Origin of the sequence: Pseudomonas sp. JUb52, assembly GCF_004341115.1 — a bacterium.
GTDB lineage: Bacteria > Pseudomonadota > Gammaproteobacteria > Pseudomonadales > Pseudomonadaceae > Chryseomonas > Chryseomonas oryzihabitans.
The window spans coordinates 60,784-74,035 of record NZ_SLYS01000010.1; the positions used below are offsets into that span (position 1 = coordinate 60,784).

Below are 13,252 nucleotides of genomic sequence, written 5' to 3' on the forward strand. Positions count from 1 at the left end.
GTCTTGGTATGGATAATTTTTTATAAGCTTATGATTTTATTGGTCGCTTGAATAAGCGTTAGCTGGGCTGCGAAATTATCGCGGCAAGACATTGAATATCGAGCCATTGAATGGCTGAAGGCAGCGGACAACCACTTGTTCATGAAGTAATGCCTTAACGATATTTCACTTCGAGATGCCTTTTTTCTAAGGTCGGCTTTGATTTCTGGTTATCAGGGCCCTGTGGTGACTATCTATCTCGATACGCGGCATCGCCGCTTGGTCAAATTGCTCCTGCATACGTTCACCGCCCGCAGCGAATGGCCGACCTGGGGGCTGGTCGCAGGGGTCTACGCAAGCTGGCTGCTGCTCGTCCTGGCCTGGCCGCTGCTTGGCTACTGGACCCTGCCACCGCTGATTCTGGTCGTCGTGCTGCACCAATCGCTGCAGCACAAGTTGATCCACGGTCATCCCACGCGCTGGCCCCGGGTAAATGCCCTGCTGGCCTATCCACCCCTCGGCCTCTGATTTCCCTTTCCGCTCTATCGGGACAGCCATCTGGCGCACCATCGGCGCGAGAACCTCACCGACCCGGACCTCGATCCCGAGAGCCGCTATGTGGATGGCGAGCTCTGGGAGCGAAGAGGGCAGGCCGGACGCACGTTGCTCTGGCTGGACAAGACCTTGCTCGGGCGTGTCCTGGTGGGACCGGTACTGTCGCTGCACGGCATGCTGGAGTTCGAAGTCCGCCGCTGCCGGCGTGGCGAGCGGGGCGTGCTGGGTGTCTGGCTGATCCACCTGACACTCTGCGCAGGGCTGCTCCTGGCGATCCACGGGCTGTCTGGCATGCCCCTGGCGGTCTATGTGCTGGGGGTGGCCTGGCCGGCGCTGGCCCTGGCGCTGATCCGATCCTTCTACGAACACCGCCCGGCGCTGGATCCGGCGCAAAGGTGCGTGCTCAACGAGAGCGGCGGGGCGCTGTGCTGGCTGTTTCTCAACAATACCCTGCACCTGGTCCACCACGATCTGCCGGGCTTGCCCTGGTATCTGATTCCGCGGGTCTACCGCGCCAGGCGCAGTGCCTATCAGGCGCGCAGCGGAGGCTTCGTGTTTTCCGGCTATCGCGAGCTGGGTCGACGTTTCGCCTGGCGGGCGGTGGATGCGCCGCTGCATCCCGCCACGCAGCGTTCAGCGCACCCGTATGCGGATCAGAGGCGACCTCGCGTATCCTGCTTTCCATGGTAATACCACCCCTATAGTGCGGTGCGTTCCCGCATCCACCTCACAAACCAAGCTGTCGACAGGGAAGGGCGTTGCGCAGGATGGCTCTGGCGGCTCTGCTAGAGTGCCAGCTCCCTTAGCGCTCCAAGGAGATAGGCGTGCAGGACTCCACCTTCGATGTGATCGTGCTCGGCCTGGGCGCCATGGGAGCGGCCACGCTCTACCAGCTGGCGAAGCGTGGGGTCCGGGTCGCGGGCATCGATCGCTATGCGCCACCCCATGAGCTGGGCTCCAGCCACGGTGCCACCCGCATCACCCGTCAGGCCGTGGGCGAGGGCGCGGCCTATGTACCGCTGGCGATCCGTTCGCAGCAGCTCTGGCGCGAGCTGGAGGCGGAGCAGGGCGCCCGGCTGTTCGAGCAATGCGGGGTGCTGATCATGACCGCCACCGCGACGGCGACCTCCCATCATGGCCGCCCGGATTTCACCCGGGCCACCCTGGAGCTGGCGCGCCAGTACGAGATCCCTCATGAAGCCTGGGACGGCACCGCCATTCGCCAGCGATTTCCGCAATTTCGTGTGGCAGACGATGCCCTGGGCTATTTTGAACCAGGCGGCGGTTATCTCTATCCGGAAGCCTGTATCCAGGCGCAACTGGACGGGGCGCGCCAGCGGGGCGCCCAGGTCCATACCGATACCGTCATCGAGCGCCTGGAAGCGGACGAGCAGGGTGTGCGGCTGCATTCGGCGCAAGGCAGCTGGCGGGCGAAACGGGTCATCGTCGCCGCCGGCATGTGGAGCGCTGAATTGCTGGGCGCACCTTTCGACCGGCTGCTGCGTGTCTGTCGGCAGACGCTGCACTGGTTCGAAGTCGCCAAACCGGGACTGTTTCCGGCGGATTCACCCAGCTTCATCCTCGCCCACGGCAGTGGCGACAGCGATCTCTTCTACGGATTTCCCCCCTTGCCAGGCGAAAACGCCGTCAAGGTCGCCACGGAGCAGTACCGAAATAATACCACCCCTACAGAGATTGATCGGTCGATCCAACCGGAAGAATCGAGCAGACTGTTCAGTGATCAAGTGGGGAGGTGGGTTGGCGGTCTTGCAGACCGGGCGGTGTGCAGCGCGGTCTGCGCCTACACCGTGACGCCGGACTTTGGATTCATCGTCGACGAGCATCCGGCGCTGCCGGGCGTAACCGTGGTCAGCGCCTGCTCGGGGCATGGTTTCAAGCATTCGGCCGCGCTGGGCGAGGCGCTCGCCCAGCAGGTGACCACCGGACGCAGCGACATCGATCTCGGCAGCTTCGGCCTGGCGCGATTCGGCTAGCGGCTGCGGACCGTCAGGGTGACCAGCCGGGTCACCACCAGGGCGATGTACATGACACCGGAGAACTGGCCGAGCATCACTAGCGAGCGCGCCATCGGCTTGATCGGATAGATATCGCTCAGGCCCACGCCGGAGAGGATGGCGAAGCTGACATAGAGCAGCTCGGTCCAGGTCCGCGCAGCCAGGGGGTCGTTGGCCGCGGTGAAGCTGTTGGGCTGCAGGATCTGGCAGGCCGAATAGGCGTGGGCGAAGGCCCAGGCCAGCAGGGTGAAGGTCGCACCCACGGCAAAGAGTTCATCGGTGGTCGCGCGCTGGTCTTCCATCATGTAGGCGATGAGACTGCCTGCCGCATAGAAGTAGAAGACCGCATCGAGAACGGCCAGGGACACCACCAGGTGGGGATTGCCGTGCCATTCCACCAGCACCGTGAGCACCAGGATGCAGCCGGCGAGGATGAACCCCAGCCACTGGATGGTCGGACTGCGCCGCACCATGCGCAGGGCGGTGGCCAGGACGATGATGCCGAAGGCGCCGATGATGGCGCGGCCATGCTCTTCCTGTTCCACCAGGGGGTAGAGCAGCAGACCGAGGAGCTGGATGAACAGCAGGTTGGCGGAAGGATAACGGACCAGGTAGTGCAGGGGACTCTTCATCGCGACTCGGCGAAAGGTTCAGGGGGCGGCCAGCGTAGCGGGTGGCGAAGCGCTTCGCCACGGGAGCCTCGCGCTCCCGTGGCCTGCACCTCAGGCCGCCTTGCGGCGGGTGGAGGGCAGCAGGAGGGTGAGGATTCCGAGCAGCGGCATGTAGGAGCACAGCTGGTACACGTATTCGATGCCGCGATGGTCGGCGAGGTTGCCCAGGCCCGCGGCGGCGATGGCGCTGACGCCGAACATCAGGCCGAAGAAGATGCCGGCGATCATGCCCACGTTGCCGGGGACCAGTTCCTGGGCGTACACCACGATGGCCGAAAAGGCCGAGGCCAGGATGAAGCCGATGATGACGCTGAGCACGCTGGTCCAGAACAGATCGACGTAGGGCAGGGCGAGGGTGAAGGGCGCCGCACCCAGGATCGAAAACCAGATGACCGCCTTGCGGCCAATGCGGTCGCCGATGGGGCCGCCGAAGAAGGTGCCGGCCGCCACCGCACCCAGGAATAGGAATAGGTGCAGCTGGGAGCTGGCGACCGAGAGGCCGAAGCGCTCGATGAGATAGAAGGTGAAATAGCTGGTGATGCTGGCCATGTAGATGTACTTGGAGAACACCAGCAGCGCCAGCACGATCAGCGCGAAGGTCACCCGGCCGCGCGACAGGCCATGGCTGACCGCGGCGGCCTTGCGGCCCTTGGCGTTGCGCAGGTGATTGCGATACCAGCGCGACAGCCCGTACTGCACGCCGATGGCGAACAGCGCGAAGAGCGCGAACCAGGCGACATGCGTCTGTCCATAGGGAATGACGATGGCGGCGGCCAGCAGGGGGCCGATGGCGGTGCCGGCATTGCCGCCGACCTGGAAGGTGGATTGCGCCAGGCCGAAGCGACCACCCGACGCCAGGCGCGCTACCCGCGAGGTTTCCGGGTGGAAGGTCGAGGAGCCGACGCCGATCAGCGCCGAGGCGGCCAGGATCGCGGGAAAGCTGCCGACAAAGGCGAGCAGCAGTACACCAATCAGGGTACAGACCATGCCGGCGGGCAGCAGATAGGGTTTAGGATGGCGGTCGGTATGGAAGCCGATCCAGGGTTGCAGCAGCGAGGCGGTGATCTGGAAGGCCAGGGTGATCAGACCGATCTGGGTAAACGTCAGACCATAACTATCCTTGAGCATGGGATAGATCGAGGGCAGGACGGATTGGATCAGGTCGTTGATCAGGTGGGCCAGCGCACAGGAGGCCAAGATTCCCGCCACCATGGGCGAGGCGCCGGTGAGGGCGGGGGTGGAGGTTTCGCCAGGAATGGCTGGCGTGGCAGAGGAAACGGCCATGCAGGTATTACCCTTATTATTTATGTCCAGCCGCGCACTGTGGCATCCTGTGGTATCGGAATCCAGTGCCAGTTACCGGATGTTTCCGGCAACCGAACCCAAGCCAGGCGGCCTTTCGGCTCGCGTTGAAGCGCTCGCACCTTCCACTCTTTTCACGTTTTGTAATGGCAGATCCCATGACAGCCAAAGATCCACTGCTCCTTGACCAGCAACTGTGCTTTTCCCTGTATTCGGCTTCGCTGGCGATGACGCAACTCTACAAACCCCTGCTGGAGAGCATGGGCCTGACCTTCCCGCAGTACCTGATCATGCTGGTGCTCTGGGAGCACGACGGCCTCACGCTCAAGGAGCTGTCCAATCGGCTGCGGCAGGATTCCGGTGCCCTGACCCCCGTGGTCAAGCGCCTGGAGGCGGCCGGGCTGGTCACGCGCCGGCGCAGTGCCGAAGACGAGCGCAACCTGTCGATCGAACTGACGCCAGCGGGTCGCTCGCTGCGTGACCAGGCCAACGGCGTCAACAGCCGGGTGCGGCAGGTCTGCGCGCTGGGCGATGCCGGGCTGGACGATCTGCGCGAGACCCTGGTCATGTTGCGCAACCGCCTGGACGAGGAAGGCAACCCGACGTCCTGAACCAACCCGCCCTGATCGGTTCCCATGGCTACAGTCGCCGGGGAATTCGCATGACCTTCAACTATCAGCCCGACCAGGATTACCTGCTTGTGGATCTCAGCAGCGGGCGCACCGCGGGCAAGCTGCTGCAGGGCGAGCTGCATATCGCCGAAAGCTGCCACGGGGAAGATCCCCGAACCTATGCGCGGCTGCTCGACGAGAAAACGCTGCGCAGCACCCTGGGCGACGAGGTCGGGCAGCGCGAGGGCGATATCCTTACCCTGCGCCGCACCGGTATCAAGCTGCGCCTTGTCCCTCTGGAAATCGCCTGCGACTAGGCCGCGGCGCGGCCGAACAGGGCCCTGATCAGCCAGGCGACCAGGGCCACGTTGACCAGCGCCAGCAGGCAGAGCAGGGCCAGCACCGCCTGGGGGCCGTGATGCTCCAGCACATACCCGCAGAGCAGGGGCGTGGCCGCCTGGCCGAGTAGTGCCGGGCGCGCCATGCGGCCCAGGACGGTGGCGTATTCCGCCGGATTCCAGAGCGCCAGGGGCAGGGCGCCCCTTATGATCGCCCGCAGGCCATTGCCCGCACCGAAGATCACCAGCCCCACGACCGTTACCCAGACCAGGCCAGGCCCCAGGGTCACCAGCAGCAGGCCGGCGGCCGTGCAGACCACCGAGGCCAGGGCCGTCCACAGCGGGTGACCGTTGCGGTTGAGCAGGTCGATGATCCGCGAGGCCACCTGGCTTGGTCCCAGGCAGGTGCTCAGCGCCACTGCACTCGCCAGGCTGTAGCCGAGCCCCTGCAGCAGGGTGATCAGCTGGACGGAAATGGCCGTCATCAGCATCGCGCCCAGGGTGAAGAGGGCCGTGAGCACGGTGTAGAGCGCCCGGTTGACCGGCACGGGCGATGCGGTGTGGCCGGTCCGGGGTGCCTGGGTGGCGAGGGCCGGCGCGGGCAGGGCGCGGCGATAGAGCGGCCAGATCGTCAGCAGCAGGACGGCCGCATAGGCCAGGCAGGCACCGCGCCAGCCGAGGTGACTGACCAGGAAGGCGGCAACGGGCCAGGTGATGGCGGTGCAGAAACCCGATACCAGGGTGATGCCGCTGATGGCCGAACGGGCCTGGGTGCCGTAGCAGGTGCCCAGGGTCGCGAACAGCGCATCGTACAGACCCGCGGCCATGCCGATGCCCATCACCACCCAGGCGAGCAGAAACACCGGCAGCTGCTGGGCGCTGGCCATCAGCACCAGCCCGGCCGCCACCCCCAGGCCGCTCAGCGACAGCAAGGTACGGCCACCCTGGCGGGCGATCAGCCGGCCGCACGCCGGTGCCAGCAGGCCGGAGACCAGCACCCCGAGGGAAAGTCCGCCATAGACCCACTGCCGGGACCAGCCGGTCTCCCGGACCACCGGATCGGCGAGCACCGCGAGAATGAAAAAGGAGCCGCCCCAGACGAGGATCTGGGCGATGCCGAGCAGCAGGATCTGGAAGGACGAAGCCTTGGCGGTAGGGGTAGTCATGACAGCGGCGGGCAGGTTGGCGGACGGAGGGGCGGACCTTAGCCCCAGTTATCTTTCGCCGCAATCGTCAGATTTATCTGGATGAAGGCATTTTGTAATCAGTCCGACATCTTGCTTGCCTAGGCTCCTGTGCTTGACCGTCTTCATGCAGTGACGCCCCCATGCTTCGTATCCTCGCCCCCTTTCGCCGTCTGTCCCGCCGCTCCTGGTTGCGCACGCTCAAGACCGGCCCGCGGATGCTGTGTTCCTTTACCTTCGCCGCCGTGCTGCTCGCCGGGCTGGGCAGCTTTTCGCTGTGGGAAATGCAGCAGCTGCGCCGCCAGGCCCTGAGCATGGAGCAGGACTGGCTGCCCAGTATCGCCATTGCCGATTCCCTGGCGATCAACCTCGGCAAGTTGCGCAACCAGGCCTCGGTGGTGCTGCTCAATGCCGAGGATCCGGGCGCCGTGGCCATGAGCCGCGTCACCCTGGAGCAACTGGTCAACGAGACCGATCAGCTGTTCCGGGATTATGCGCCGGTCGTCACCGATGCGACCGAGGGCGATTCGATCAAGGCCCTGCACGACGCCTACCAGCCCTTCGTGGAAGGGCTGCGCGAGGAGGTGCGGCTGATCGAGCAGCAGCAGATCCCGGCCGCGCGGGTACAGCTGGATACCGTGGTCGGCCTCAAGGGCGATCTGATGGACATGCAGGTGCAACTCCTGCGCGAATTGAACAAGCAGGGCGCCGCCCAGGCCAAGGAGGTGGCCAACACCCAGTTCGTCCAGGCCCGCGCCATCGTCTGGTCGGTCATAGGCGGCGCCATTCTGCTCCTGCTGCTGCTGGCCTGGCGCCTGACCCGCAGCGTGGTGCAGCCGCTGCGCCAGGCCCTGGACATCTCCGGCGGCATCGCCGCCGGTGACCTGCGACAGCACATCCAGCCCGAGGGACGCGACGAGGCGGCCATGCTGCTGCTGGCGCTGGAGCGCATGCAGGGCAATCTGCGCGAGGTGCTGGCCCACACCGGCAATGCCTCCGAGCAGCTGGCCTCGGCCTCCACCCAGGTGAGCGCCGTGATGGATGACAGCTGCCGCAACCTGGAGCAGCAGACGACCGATATCCAGCATGCGGCCAATGCCGTCACCCAGCTCAATCAGGCGGTCCAGGCGGTGTGCGAGCACGCGACCTCCACCTCGGCCGAATCGCAGCGCTGTGTCGATCAGGCCAAGCAGGGACAGGCGCAGGTCAAGCAGACCCTGGCCGCCATCACCCAGCTGGTGGGCAATGTGGACGATGCGGCCAACCAGGCGGACCAGCTGGCCGCGCAATCCAAGGGCATCAGCAAGATGCTCGATGTCATCCGCAACGTCGCCGAGCAGACCAACCTGCTGGCGCTCAATGCCGCCATCGAGGCGGCCCGTGCCGGGGAGGCCGGGCGTGGCTTTGCCGTGGTGGCCGACGAGGTGCGCGGTCTGGCCAGCCGGACGGGCGACTCCACCCGCGAGATCGAGGGCCTGATCGGCGGCATGCAGCAGGTCAGCGAGAAGACCGTGATCGCCCTGGATCAGAGTCGCCTCCAGGCCAGCCATACCCGCGACCAGGCCCAGGCCACCTGGCAGGTGCTGGAAGGCATCACCCAGGCCATCACCGCCATCGGTCAGCGCAATGACGCCATCGCCGCGGCCACCGAAGAGCAGACGGCTACCACGGCGGCGGTCGATCGCAATCTGACGCTGATCCGCGACGCGGCGAACCAGACCGCCGCGGGCGCCCAGCAGACCAGTGCCAGCAGCCAGCAGCTGTCCGCCCTGGCCGCCGATCTCCATGGCGCCCTGCAGCGCTTCGTGGTCTAGGGCGGCCGGGGATTCAGGCCGCCAGCATCACCCGGTCGCGGCCTTCCTGCTTGCCACGATAGAGCGCCCGGTCGGCGCGTTCCAGGGCGCTGGCGAAGGCTTCGCAGTCGCGAATCTCGCACACCGCCAGGGTCGCCGTGACCCGCGCGGGACCGCGTTCGAGGGACTGAGTCACCTCGATCATTCGCTGGCGGATCCGCTCCGCCACGCCCCAGGCCACCTCGGCCTGCGCCTGGGGCAGCAGCACCAGGAATTCCTCGCCGCCCCAGCGCGCTGCCAGATCCGAATGGCGTACCTCGCGGCGGATGACGTCGGCGATCCCCTGCAGCACCAGATCGCCGCAATCGTGGCCGAAGCGATCATTGATGTGCTTGAAGTGATCCACGTCGAAGAGGATGAGGCTGCCACTCACGCCACTGCGCTTTTCCGCCTGGTCGAGAATTCGCCGCCGGTTGTAGAGGTTGGTGAGGCTGTCGTGGCTGGCGGAGTGCAGCAGGTCCAGCTGCATCTTGGTGCTGTGGTGGAAGGAGGCGCCGGTGCCGTAGAGCAACAGACCCAGGGCACTGATGATGTTGATGGTGCCGAACAGCTTCATCGCCAGGGGCGCGAGGGTCGCGGGTGGGTGCAGCAGATAGCCGCCCGCCAGGGTCACCAGGATGGCGGTGACCAGCAGCAGATGGCGGATCGGCGCGGTGCGGTAGTTGTAGATGACGATCGGCAGGATGCACAGCACGTAGTAGTGGAAGTTGCTGTCCCAGCCGAGCTGCCAGGTGGCGATCCAGGCGTGGGCTACGATCTCGCAACTCATGGTCAGGCTGGCGATGCGATAGCGCCGCTGGCGCAGGGCGGCCAGGCAGCCCACATAGGCGGCTACGCTGAGCACATTGGCCCAGGCCATCAGGCGCTGGTCGAGCAGGATGAAAATGACCAGCAGAGCCACATGAATGGCCATGGCCGCCTGAACCACGGGTTTGGCGACCTGCCAGAATTTGCCCAGGGAGTCGTTGAGAGCCTGGTTGCGATCACGATAGGAAAGAGCACTCATGAAGGGATCACCATAAAGCAGTGCGCCAATGATAAACGCGCTAACAGTAAGCTTAATGGCAAACGGCCAGTCTGGGGGATCCTTTAGCCGAATGGAGGGTAGAAAGGATCAAGCGGAGCGCCGCCGCGACCATCGGCGCTCCTGACGGCTGCACTGCGACGCCAATCGTCAGAGCTTTCCGCCCAGCCGCCCGCTGATGGCCTGGGCGGCTGCCCGCAGATGCAGCGCGGCGGGGCCTTCGACCTCGGCCTGGAAGCCTGGCGCGGCACCGACCACGGTCAGGACGCCGGCCAGCCGGCCGCCGGCTCCGAGCAGCGGCGCGGAGAGGGCATTGACCCCCGCCATCAACAGGCCGTGCACCGGCTGGATATGGGTGTCCCTTAGCTGGCGCGCGGCCTCCGCCAGGGTCGCTGCGCTGGGCGCAGCCGGTTGGCGCAGCTCTTCCGCACGCAACGCCGCGGTCTCGACATCCGGCAGGAAGGTGTTGAACACCAGGCCCGTGGACGAGCCCAGCAGCGGCAGCACCGAACCGACCTGGGTCACCAGGGTGACGGCGCGCACCGCCTGTTCCACCAGCACCACCGTCGGCCCCTTGTTGCCCCAGACCGCCAGAAAGCAGGTCTCGCCGACCTCGTCGCGCAGGTCGGCCAGCACCGGCGCCGCCAGCTTCACCACATCCAGTCGACCCAGGGCGGCCAGACCGACGAAGAGGGCGGCCTGGCCGAGTCCGTAGTGATTGGTTCGTGGATCCTGCTCGGCGAAACCGCTGGCGATCAGCGCCTGCAGGTAGCGATGCACCTTGCTGGCGGGCATGTCCAGGTGGCTGGCCAGGCGCGACAGCGATGTGGAGGGTGCCAGCTCGGCGAGGGCCTTGAGGATATCGGTGCCGACCTCGGCCGCCTGCACCTTCTGCCGCCGTGGGGGTGCTGCTTCGGGAATGTCTGTCATCGATTCGATCGCCGTGGAAAGGCAGCGTTATAGCTTGACGCTCCGTCAGGTTCAATTTACTTTTTGCGTAAACCTATTACGCATAATGGGTGGCCCCGTTGAACCAACAAGAACAAGCAGCACCGCCAGTGAGCTACCAGTCCGGCTTTGGCAATCACTTCAGTACCGAGGCGCTGCCAGGTGCCCTGCCGATCGGACAGAACTCGCCGCAACGCGCGCCCTTCGGTCTCTATGCCGAGCAACTCTCCGGCACGGCCTTTACCGTGCCGCGCCACGAGGCCCGACGCTCCTGGCTGTATCGGCTCAGGCCGTCGGCCGCCCATGGCCGCTTCGAGCGCTGCACCGGCCAGTTGACCGGCGCGGACCTGGGCGCCCCCACACCCAATCGCCTGCGCTGGAATCCCTTGCCGATCCCGGCAGTCGCCACCGATTTTCTCGCCGGCCTGGAGCGGATCGTCGCCACCGCCGCAGCCGACCAGGCCGAAGGCGTCAGCCTCTATCGCTATGCCGCCAATGCCAGCATGACCGCCGTCTTCTACGACGCCGACGGGGAATTGCTGATCGTGCCGGAGCAGGGACGCCTGGAGCTGGTGACCGAACTGGGTCTGCTGCGCCTCGAACCGCTGGAGATCGCGGTGATTCCACGCGGAATGAAATTCCGGGTCAAGGTGGTAGCGGGCGAGCCGATACGGGGTTATGTCTGCGAAAACCACGGGCGCTCCCTGCGGCTGCCCGAGCTGGGCCCGATCGGCAGCAACGGTCTGGCCAATCCGCGGGATTTCCAGGCACCCGTGGCCCGCTTCGAGGATCTCGAAGCACCCACCCGGCTGGTGCAGAAATTTCTCGGCGAACTCTGGGAGACCGAGCTGGATCACTCGCCACTGGACGTGGTCGCCTGGCATGGCAACAACGTGCCCTACAAATACGACCTGCGCCGCTTCAATACCCTGGGTACGGTGAGTTTCGATCACCCCGATCCATCGATCTTCACCGTGCTGACGGCCCCGGGCGCCAGCGAGGGGGTGGCCAACATTGACTTCGTGATCTTTCCGCCGCGCTGGATGGTTGCGGAAAACACCTTCAGGCCGCCCTGGTTCCATCGCAACCTGATGAACGAATTCATGGGCCTGATCCAGGGCGCCTACGACGCCAAGGCCGATGGTTTCGCGCCGGGCGGCGCCTCGCTGCACGGCTGCATGAGCGCCCATGGCCCGGACGAGGTGTCCACCCGGAACGCCATCGCCGCCGACCTGCGGCCGCACAGGATCGAGAACACCATGGCCTTCATGTTCGAAACCGGGCGTGTCCTGCGGCCGACCCGTCACGCCCTGGCCTCGCCGCTGCTGCAGCCCGACTACGACGCCTGCTGGGCAGGCCTCACCAAGACCTTTGTCGCGCCCGGCGCGGGAGAATCGGCATGACCCACGAATTGCCCAGCTGGGTGGCCTCGGCCAACGGCCATGCGGATTTCTCCCTGCACAACCTGCCGCTGGGGGTGTTCAGTCGCGGCGAAGAGACGCCCCGCGGCGGCGTGGCCGTGGGTGACTTCATCCTCGACCTGGGCTTCGCCCTCGAAGCCGGGCTGTTCCGTGGCGAGGCCCAGCGGGCCGCCGAACTGGCCGCCCGGGAGACGCTCAATGCCTTCTTCGCCGCCGGCCGGCCGGCGCGGGTCGCCTTGCGCCAGGCCCTGCAGGCGCTGCTGCGCGCCGACCATCCGCAACGCGAGCATCTCGAGGAGCTGGGCGAGCACCTGCTGGTGCCCCAGGGCGCCTGCCGGATGCACCTGCCCGCGCGGGTCGGCGACTACACCGACTTCTATGTCGGCATCCACCATGCCACCCAGATCGGTCGGCTGTTCCGCCCGGACAATCCGCTGCTGCCCAACTACAAGCACGTCCCCATTGCCTACCATGGCCGCGCCTCGACCCTCGGGGTCTCTGGCGAGGCGTTCCGGCGGCCCAAGGGGCAGACGCTGCCGCCCGGACAGGAGGCGCCCGTGTTCGGGCCCTGCCGACGGCTGGACTACGAACTGGAGCTGGGCATCTGGATCGGTCCGGGCAATGCCCAGGGCGAATCCATTGCCATCGGTGACGCCGCCGAGCATATCGCCGGCTTCTGCCTGCTCAACGACTGGTCGGCGCGAGACATCCAGGCCTGGGAATACCAGCCCCTGGGGCCCTTCCTGTCGAAGAGTTTCGCCAGCACCCTGTCGCCGTGGGTCGTGACCGCGGAAGCCCTGGCCCCTTATCGGCAGGCGCAGCCGGCACGACCCGCCGGGGATCCCCAGCCCTTGCCCTATCTGTACGACGAGCATGACCAGGCCCAGGGCGCCCTGGACATCGAGCTGGAGGTGCTGCTGCGCACGCCGCGCATGGCGGAGCAGGGGGTGCCCGCCCAGCGGATCGCCCTGAGCAACACCCTGAACATGTACTGGACGGTGGCGCAGATGGTGGCCCATCACACCGTCAATGGCTGCGCCCTGCAGCCCGGTGACTTCTTTGGTTCGGGCACCCTGTCCGGGCCGGACGCCGGCAGCTGCGGCAGCCTGCTGGAGCTCACCCAAGCCGGCAAGCAGCCGTTGCAGCTGCCGGGTGGCGAGACCCGTACCTTTCTGGAAGACGGTGATGAGGTCATCCTCCGGGCGCGCTGTCAGCGAGCCGGACTGCCCACGATCGGCTTCGGCGAATGTCGCGGTCGGGTAGTGGCGGCAGACTAGACGAGCGGGTATTGGCCGACCCGGGCGGCATTGACAAGCCATCCGGGCCGGCGCAGATTCCACTTAACGTAATC

General features: G+C 66.0%; 11 protein-coding genes and 2 pseudogenes. 8 read left to right on the plus strand and 5 right to left on the minus strand.

Features of this window, described 5'->3' with window-relative positions; translation table 11 throughout:
• Nucleotides 1-225: 225 nt before the first annotated feature.
• A pseudogene (locus tag EC839_RS16955) lies at nt 226-1,224 on the plus strand (fatty acid desaturase).
• A 134-nt stretch (nt 1,225-1,358) separates the two neighbouring features.
• Nucleotides 1,359-2,528 (plus strand): N-methyl-L-tryptophan oxidase, encoded by a 1,170-nt coding sequence (solA, locus tag EC839_RS16960; protein WP_007161808.1) that lies wholly within the window; start codon nt 1,359-1,361, stop codon nt 2,526-2,528.
• Here the strand turns inward: solA and EC839_RS16965 are convergent.
• Complete coding sequence (locus EC839_RS16965; RefSeq protein WP_007161807.1) at nt 2,525-3,181, minus strand: ion channel; 657 nt, start codon at nt 3,179-3,181, stop codon at nt 2,525-2,527. The genes solA and EC839_RS16965 overlap by 4 nt on opposite strands.
• Before the next feature lie 90 nt (nt 3,182-3,271).
• Nucleotides 3,272-4,504, minus strand: coding sequence for an MFS transporter (locus EC839_RS16970; RefSeq protein ID WP_039976114.1), 1,233 nt, complete (start codon nt 4,502-4,504; stop codon nt 3,272-3,274).
• 176 nt (nt 4,505-4,680) lie between these two features.
• Between EC839_RS16970 and EC839_RS16975 the strand changes: the two genes are divergently transcribed.
• Both EC839_RS16975 and EC839_RS16980 read left to right on the plus strand, forming a co-directional pair.
• Nucleotides 4,681-5,133 (plus strand): MarR family winged helix-turn-helix transcriptional regulator, encoded by a 453-nt coding sequence (locus tag EC839_RS16975; protein WP_007161805.1) that lies wholly within the window; start codon nt 4,681-4,683, stop codon nt 5,131-5,133.
• A gap of 50 nt (nt 5,134-5,183) precedes the next feature.
• Nucleotides 5,184-5,450 (plus strand): hypothetical protein, encoded by a 267-nt coding sequence (locus EC839_RS16980; protein WP_007161804.1) that lies wholly within the window; start codon nt 5,184-5,186, stop codon nt 5,448-5,450.
• On the opposite strand, the gene EC839_RS16985 is transcribed toward EC839_RS16980, so the two are convergent.
• Nucleotides 5,447-6,637: an MFS transporter gene (locus EC839_RS16985; protein ID WP_007161803.1), complete on the minus strand. Its 1,191-nt coding sequence runs from the start codon at nt 6,635-6,637 to the stop codon at nt 5,447-5,449. The two genes, EC839_RS16980 and EC839_RS16985, sit on opposite strands and share 4 nt — an antisense overlap.
• Nucleotides 6,638-6,798: 161 nt before the next feature.
• On the opposite strand from EC839_RS16985, the pseudogene EC839_RS25050 reads away from it, so the two are divergent.
• A pseudogene (locus tag EC839_RS25050) lies at nt 6,799-7,614 on the plus strand (MCP four helix bundle domain-containing protein); the annotation flags it as partial.
• A gap of 78 nt (nt 7,615-7,692) precedes the next feature.
• Entirely contained in the window at nt 7,693-8,469 is a 777-nt protein-coding gene (locus EC839_RS25055; RefSeq protein ID WP_371100803.1) for a methyl-accepting chemotaxis protein, read from the plus strand.
• A 13-nt stretch (nt 8,470-8,482) separates the two neighbouring features.
• On the opposite strand, the gene EC839_RS16995 is transcribed toward EC839_RS25055, so the two are convergent.
• Complete coding sequence (locus tag EC839_RS16995) at nt 8,483-9,514, minus strand: diguanylate cyclase (RefSeq protein ID WP_007161801.1); 1,032 nt, start codon at nt 9,512-9,514, stop codon at nt 8,483-8,485.
• A 168-nt stretch (nt 9,515-9,682) separates the two neighbouring features.
• On the minus strand, nt 9,683-10,462 hold the full coding sequence (locus EC839_RS17000; protein ID WP_039976112.1) for an IclR family transcriptional regulator: 780 nt from the start codon (nt 10,460-10,462) through the stop codon (nt 9,683-9,685).
• Nucleotides 10,463-10,560: 98 nt separating this feature from the next.
• Here EC839_RS17000 and hmgA point away from each other — a divergent pair, with 98 nt between their 5' ends.
• Nucleotides 10,561-11,883 carry a homogentisate 1,2-dioxygenase gene (gene hmgA, locus EC839_RS17005; protein WP_051119482.1) on the plus strand — a complete coding sequence of 441 codons (1,323 nt, stop codon included), beginning with the start codon at nt 10,561-10,563 and terminating at the stop codon, nt 11,881-11,883.
• Nucleotides 11,880-13,178 (plus strand): fumarylacetoacetase, encoded by a 1,299-nt coding sequence (fahA, locus tag EC839_RS17010; protein WP_007161798.1) that lies wholly within the window; start codon nt 11,880-11,882, stop codon nt 13,176-13,178. Before hmgA ends, fahA begins: the two co-directional genes overlap by 4 nt.
• Nucleotides 13,179-13,252 lie beyond the last annotated feature (74 nt).

Excerpts from the sequence above, each read along its gene's own strand:
- EC839_RS16965 (WP_007161807.1), bottom strand. The coding sequence starts at position 3,181 with ATGAAGAGTCCCCTGCACTACCTGGTCCGTTATCCTTCCGCCAACCTG.
- EC839_RS17000 (WP_039976112.1), bottom strand. The coding sequence starts at position 10,462 with ATGACAGACATTCCCGAAGCAGCACCCCCACGGCGGCAGAAGGTGCAG.
- EC839_RS16980 (WP_007161804.1), top strand. The coding sequence starts at position 5,184 with ATGACCTTCAACTATCAGCCCGACCAGGATTACCTGCTTGTGGATCTC.
- EC839_RS16975 (WP_007161805.1), top strand. The coding sequence starts at position 4,681 with ATGACAGCCAAAGATCCACTGCTCCTTGACCAGCAACTGTGCTTTTCC.
- EC839_RS16995 (WP_007161801.1), bottom strand. The coding sequence starts at position 9,514 with ATGAGTGCTCTTTCCTATCGTGATCGCAACCAGGCTCTCAACGACTCC.
- EC839_RS16970 (WP_039976114.1), bottom strand. The coding sequence starts at position 4,504 with ATGGCCGTTTCCTCTGCCACGCCAGCCATTCCTGGCGAAACCTCCACC.
- EC839_RS25055 (WP_371100803.1), top strand. The coding sequence starts at position 7,693 with ATGGATGACAGCTGCCGCAACCTGGAGCAGCAGACGACCGATATCCAG.
- fahA (WP_007161798.1), top strand. The coding sequence starts at position 11,880 with ATGACCCACGAATTGCCCAGCTGGGTGGCCTCGGCCAACGGCCATGCG.
- EC839_RS16985 (WP_007161803.1), bottom strand. The coding sequence starts at position 6,637 with ATGACTACCCCTACCGCCAAGGCTTCGTCCTTCCAGATCCTGCTGCTC.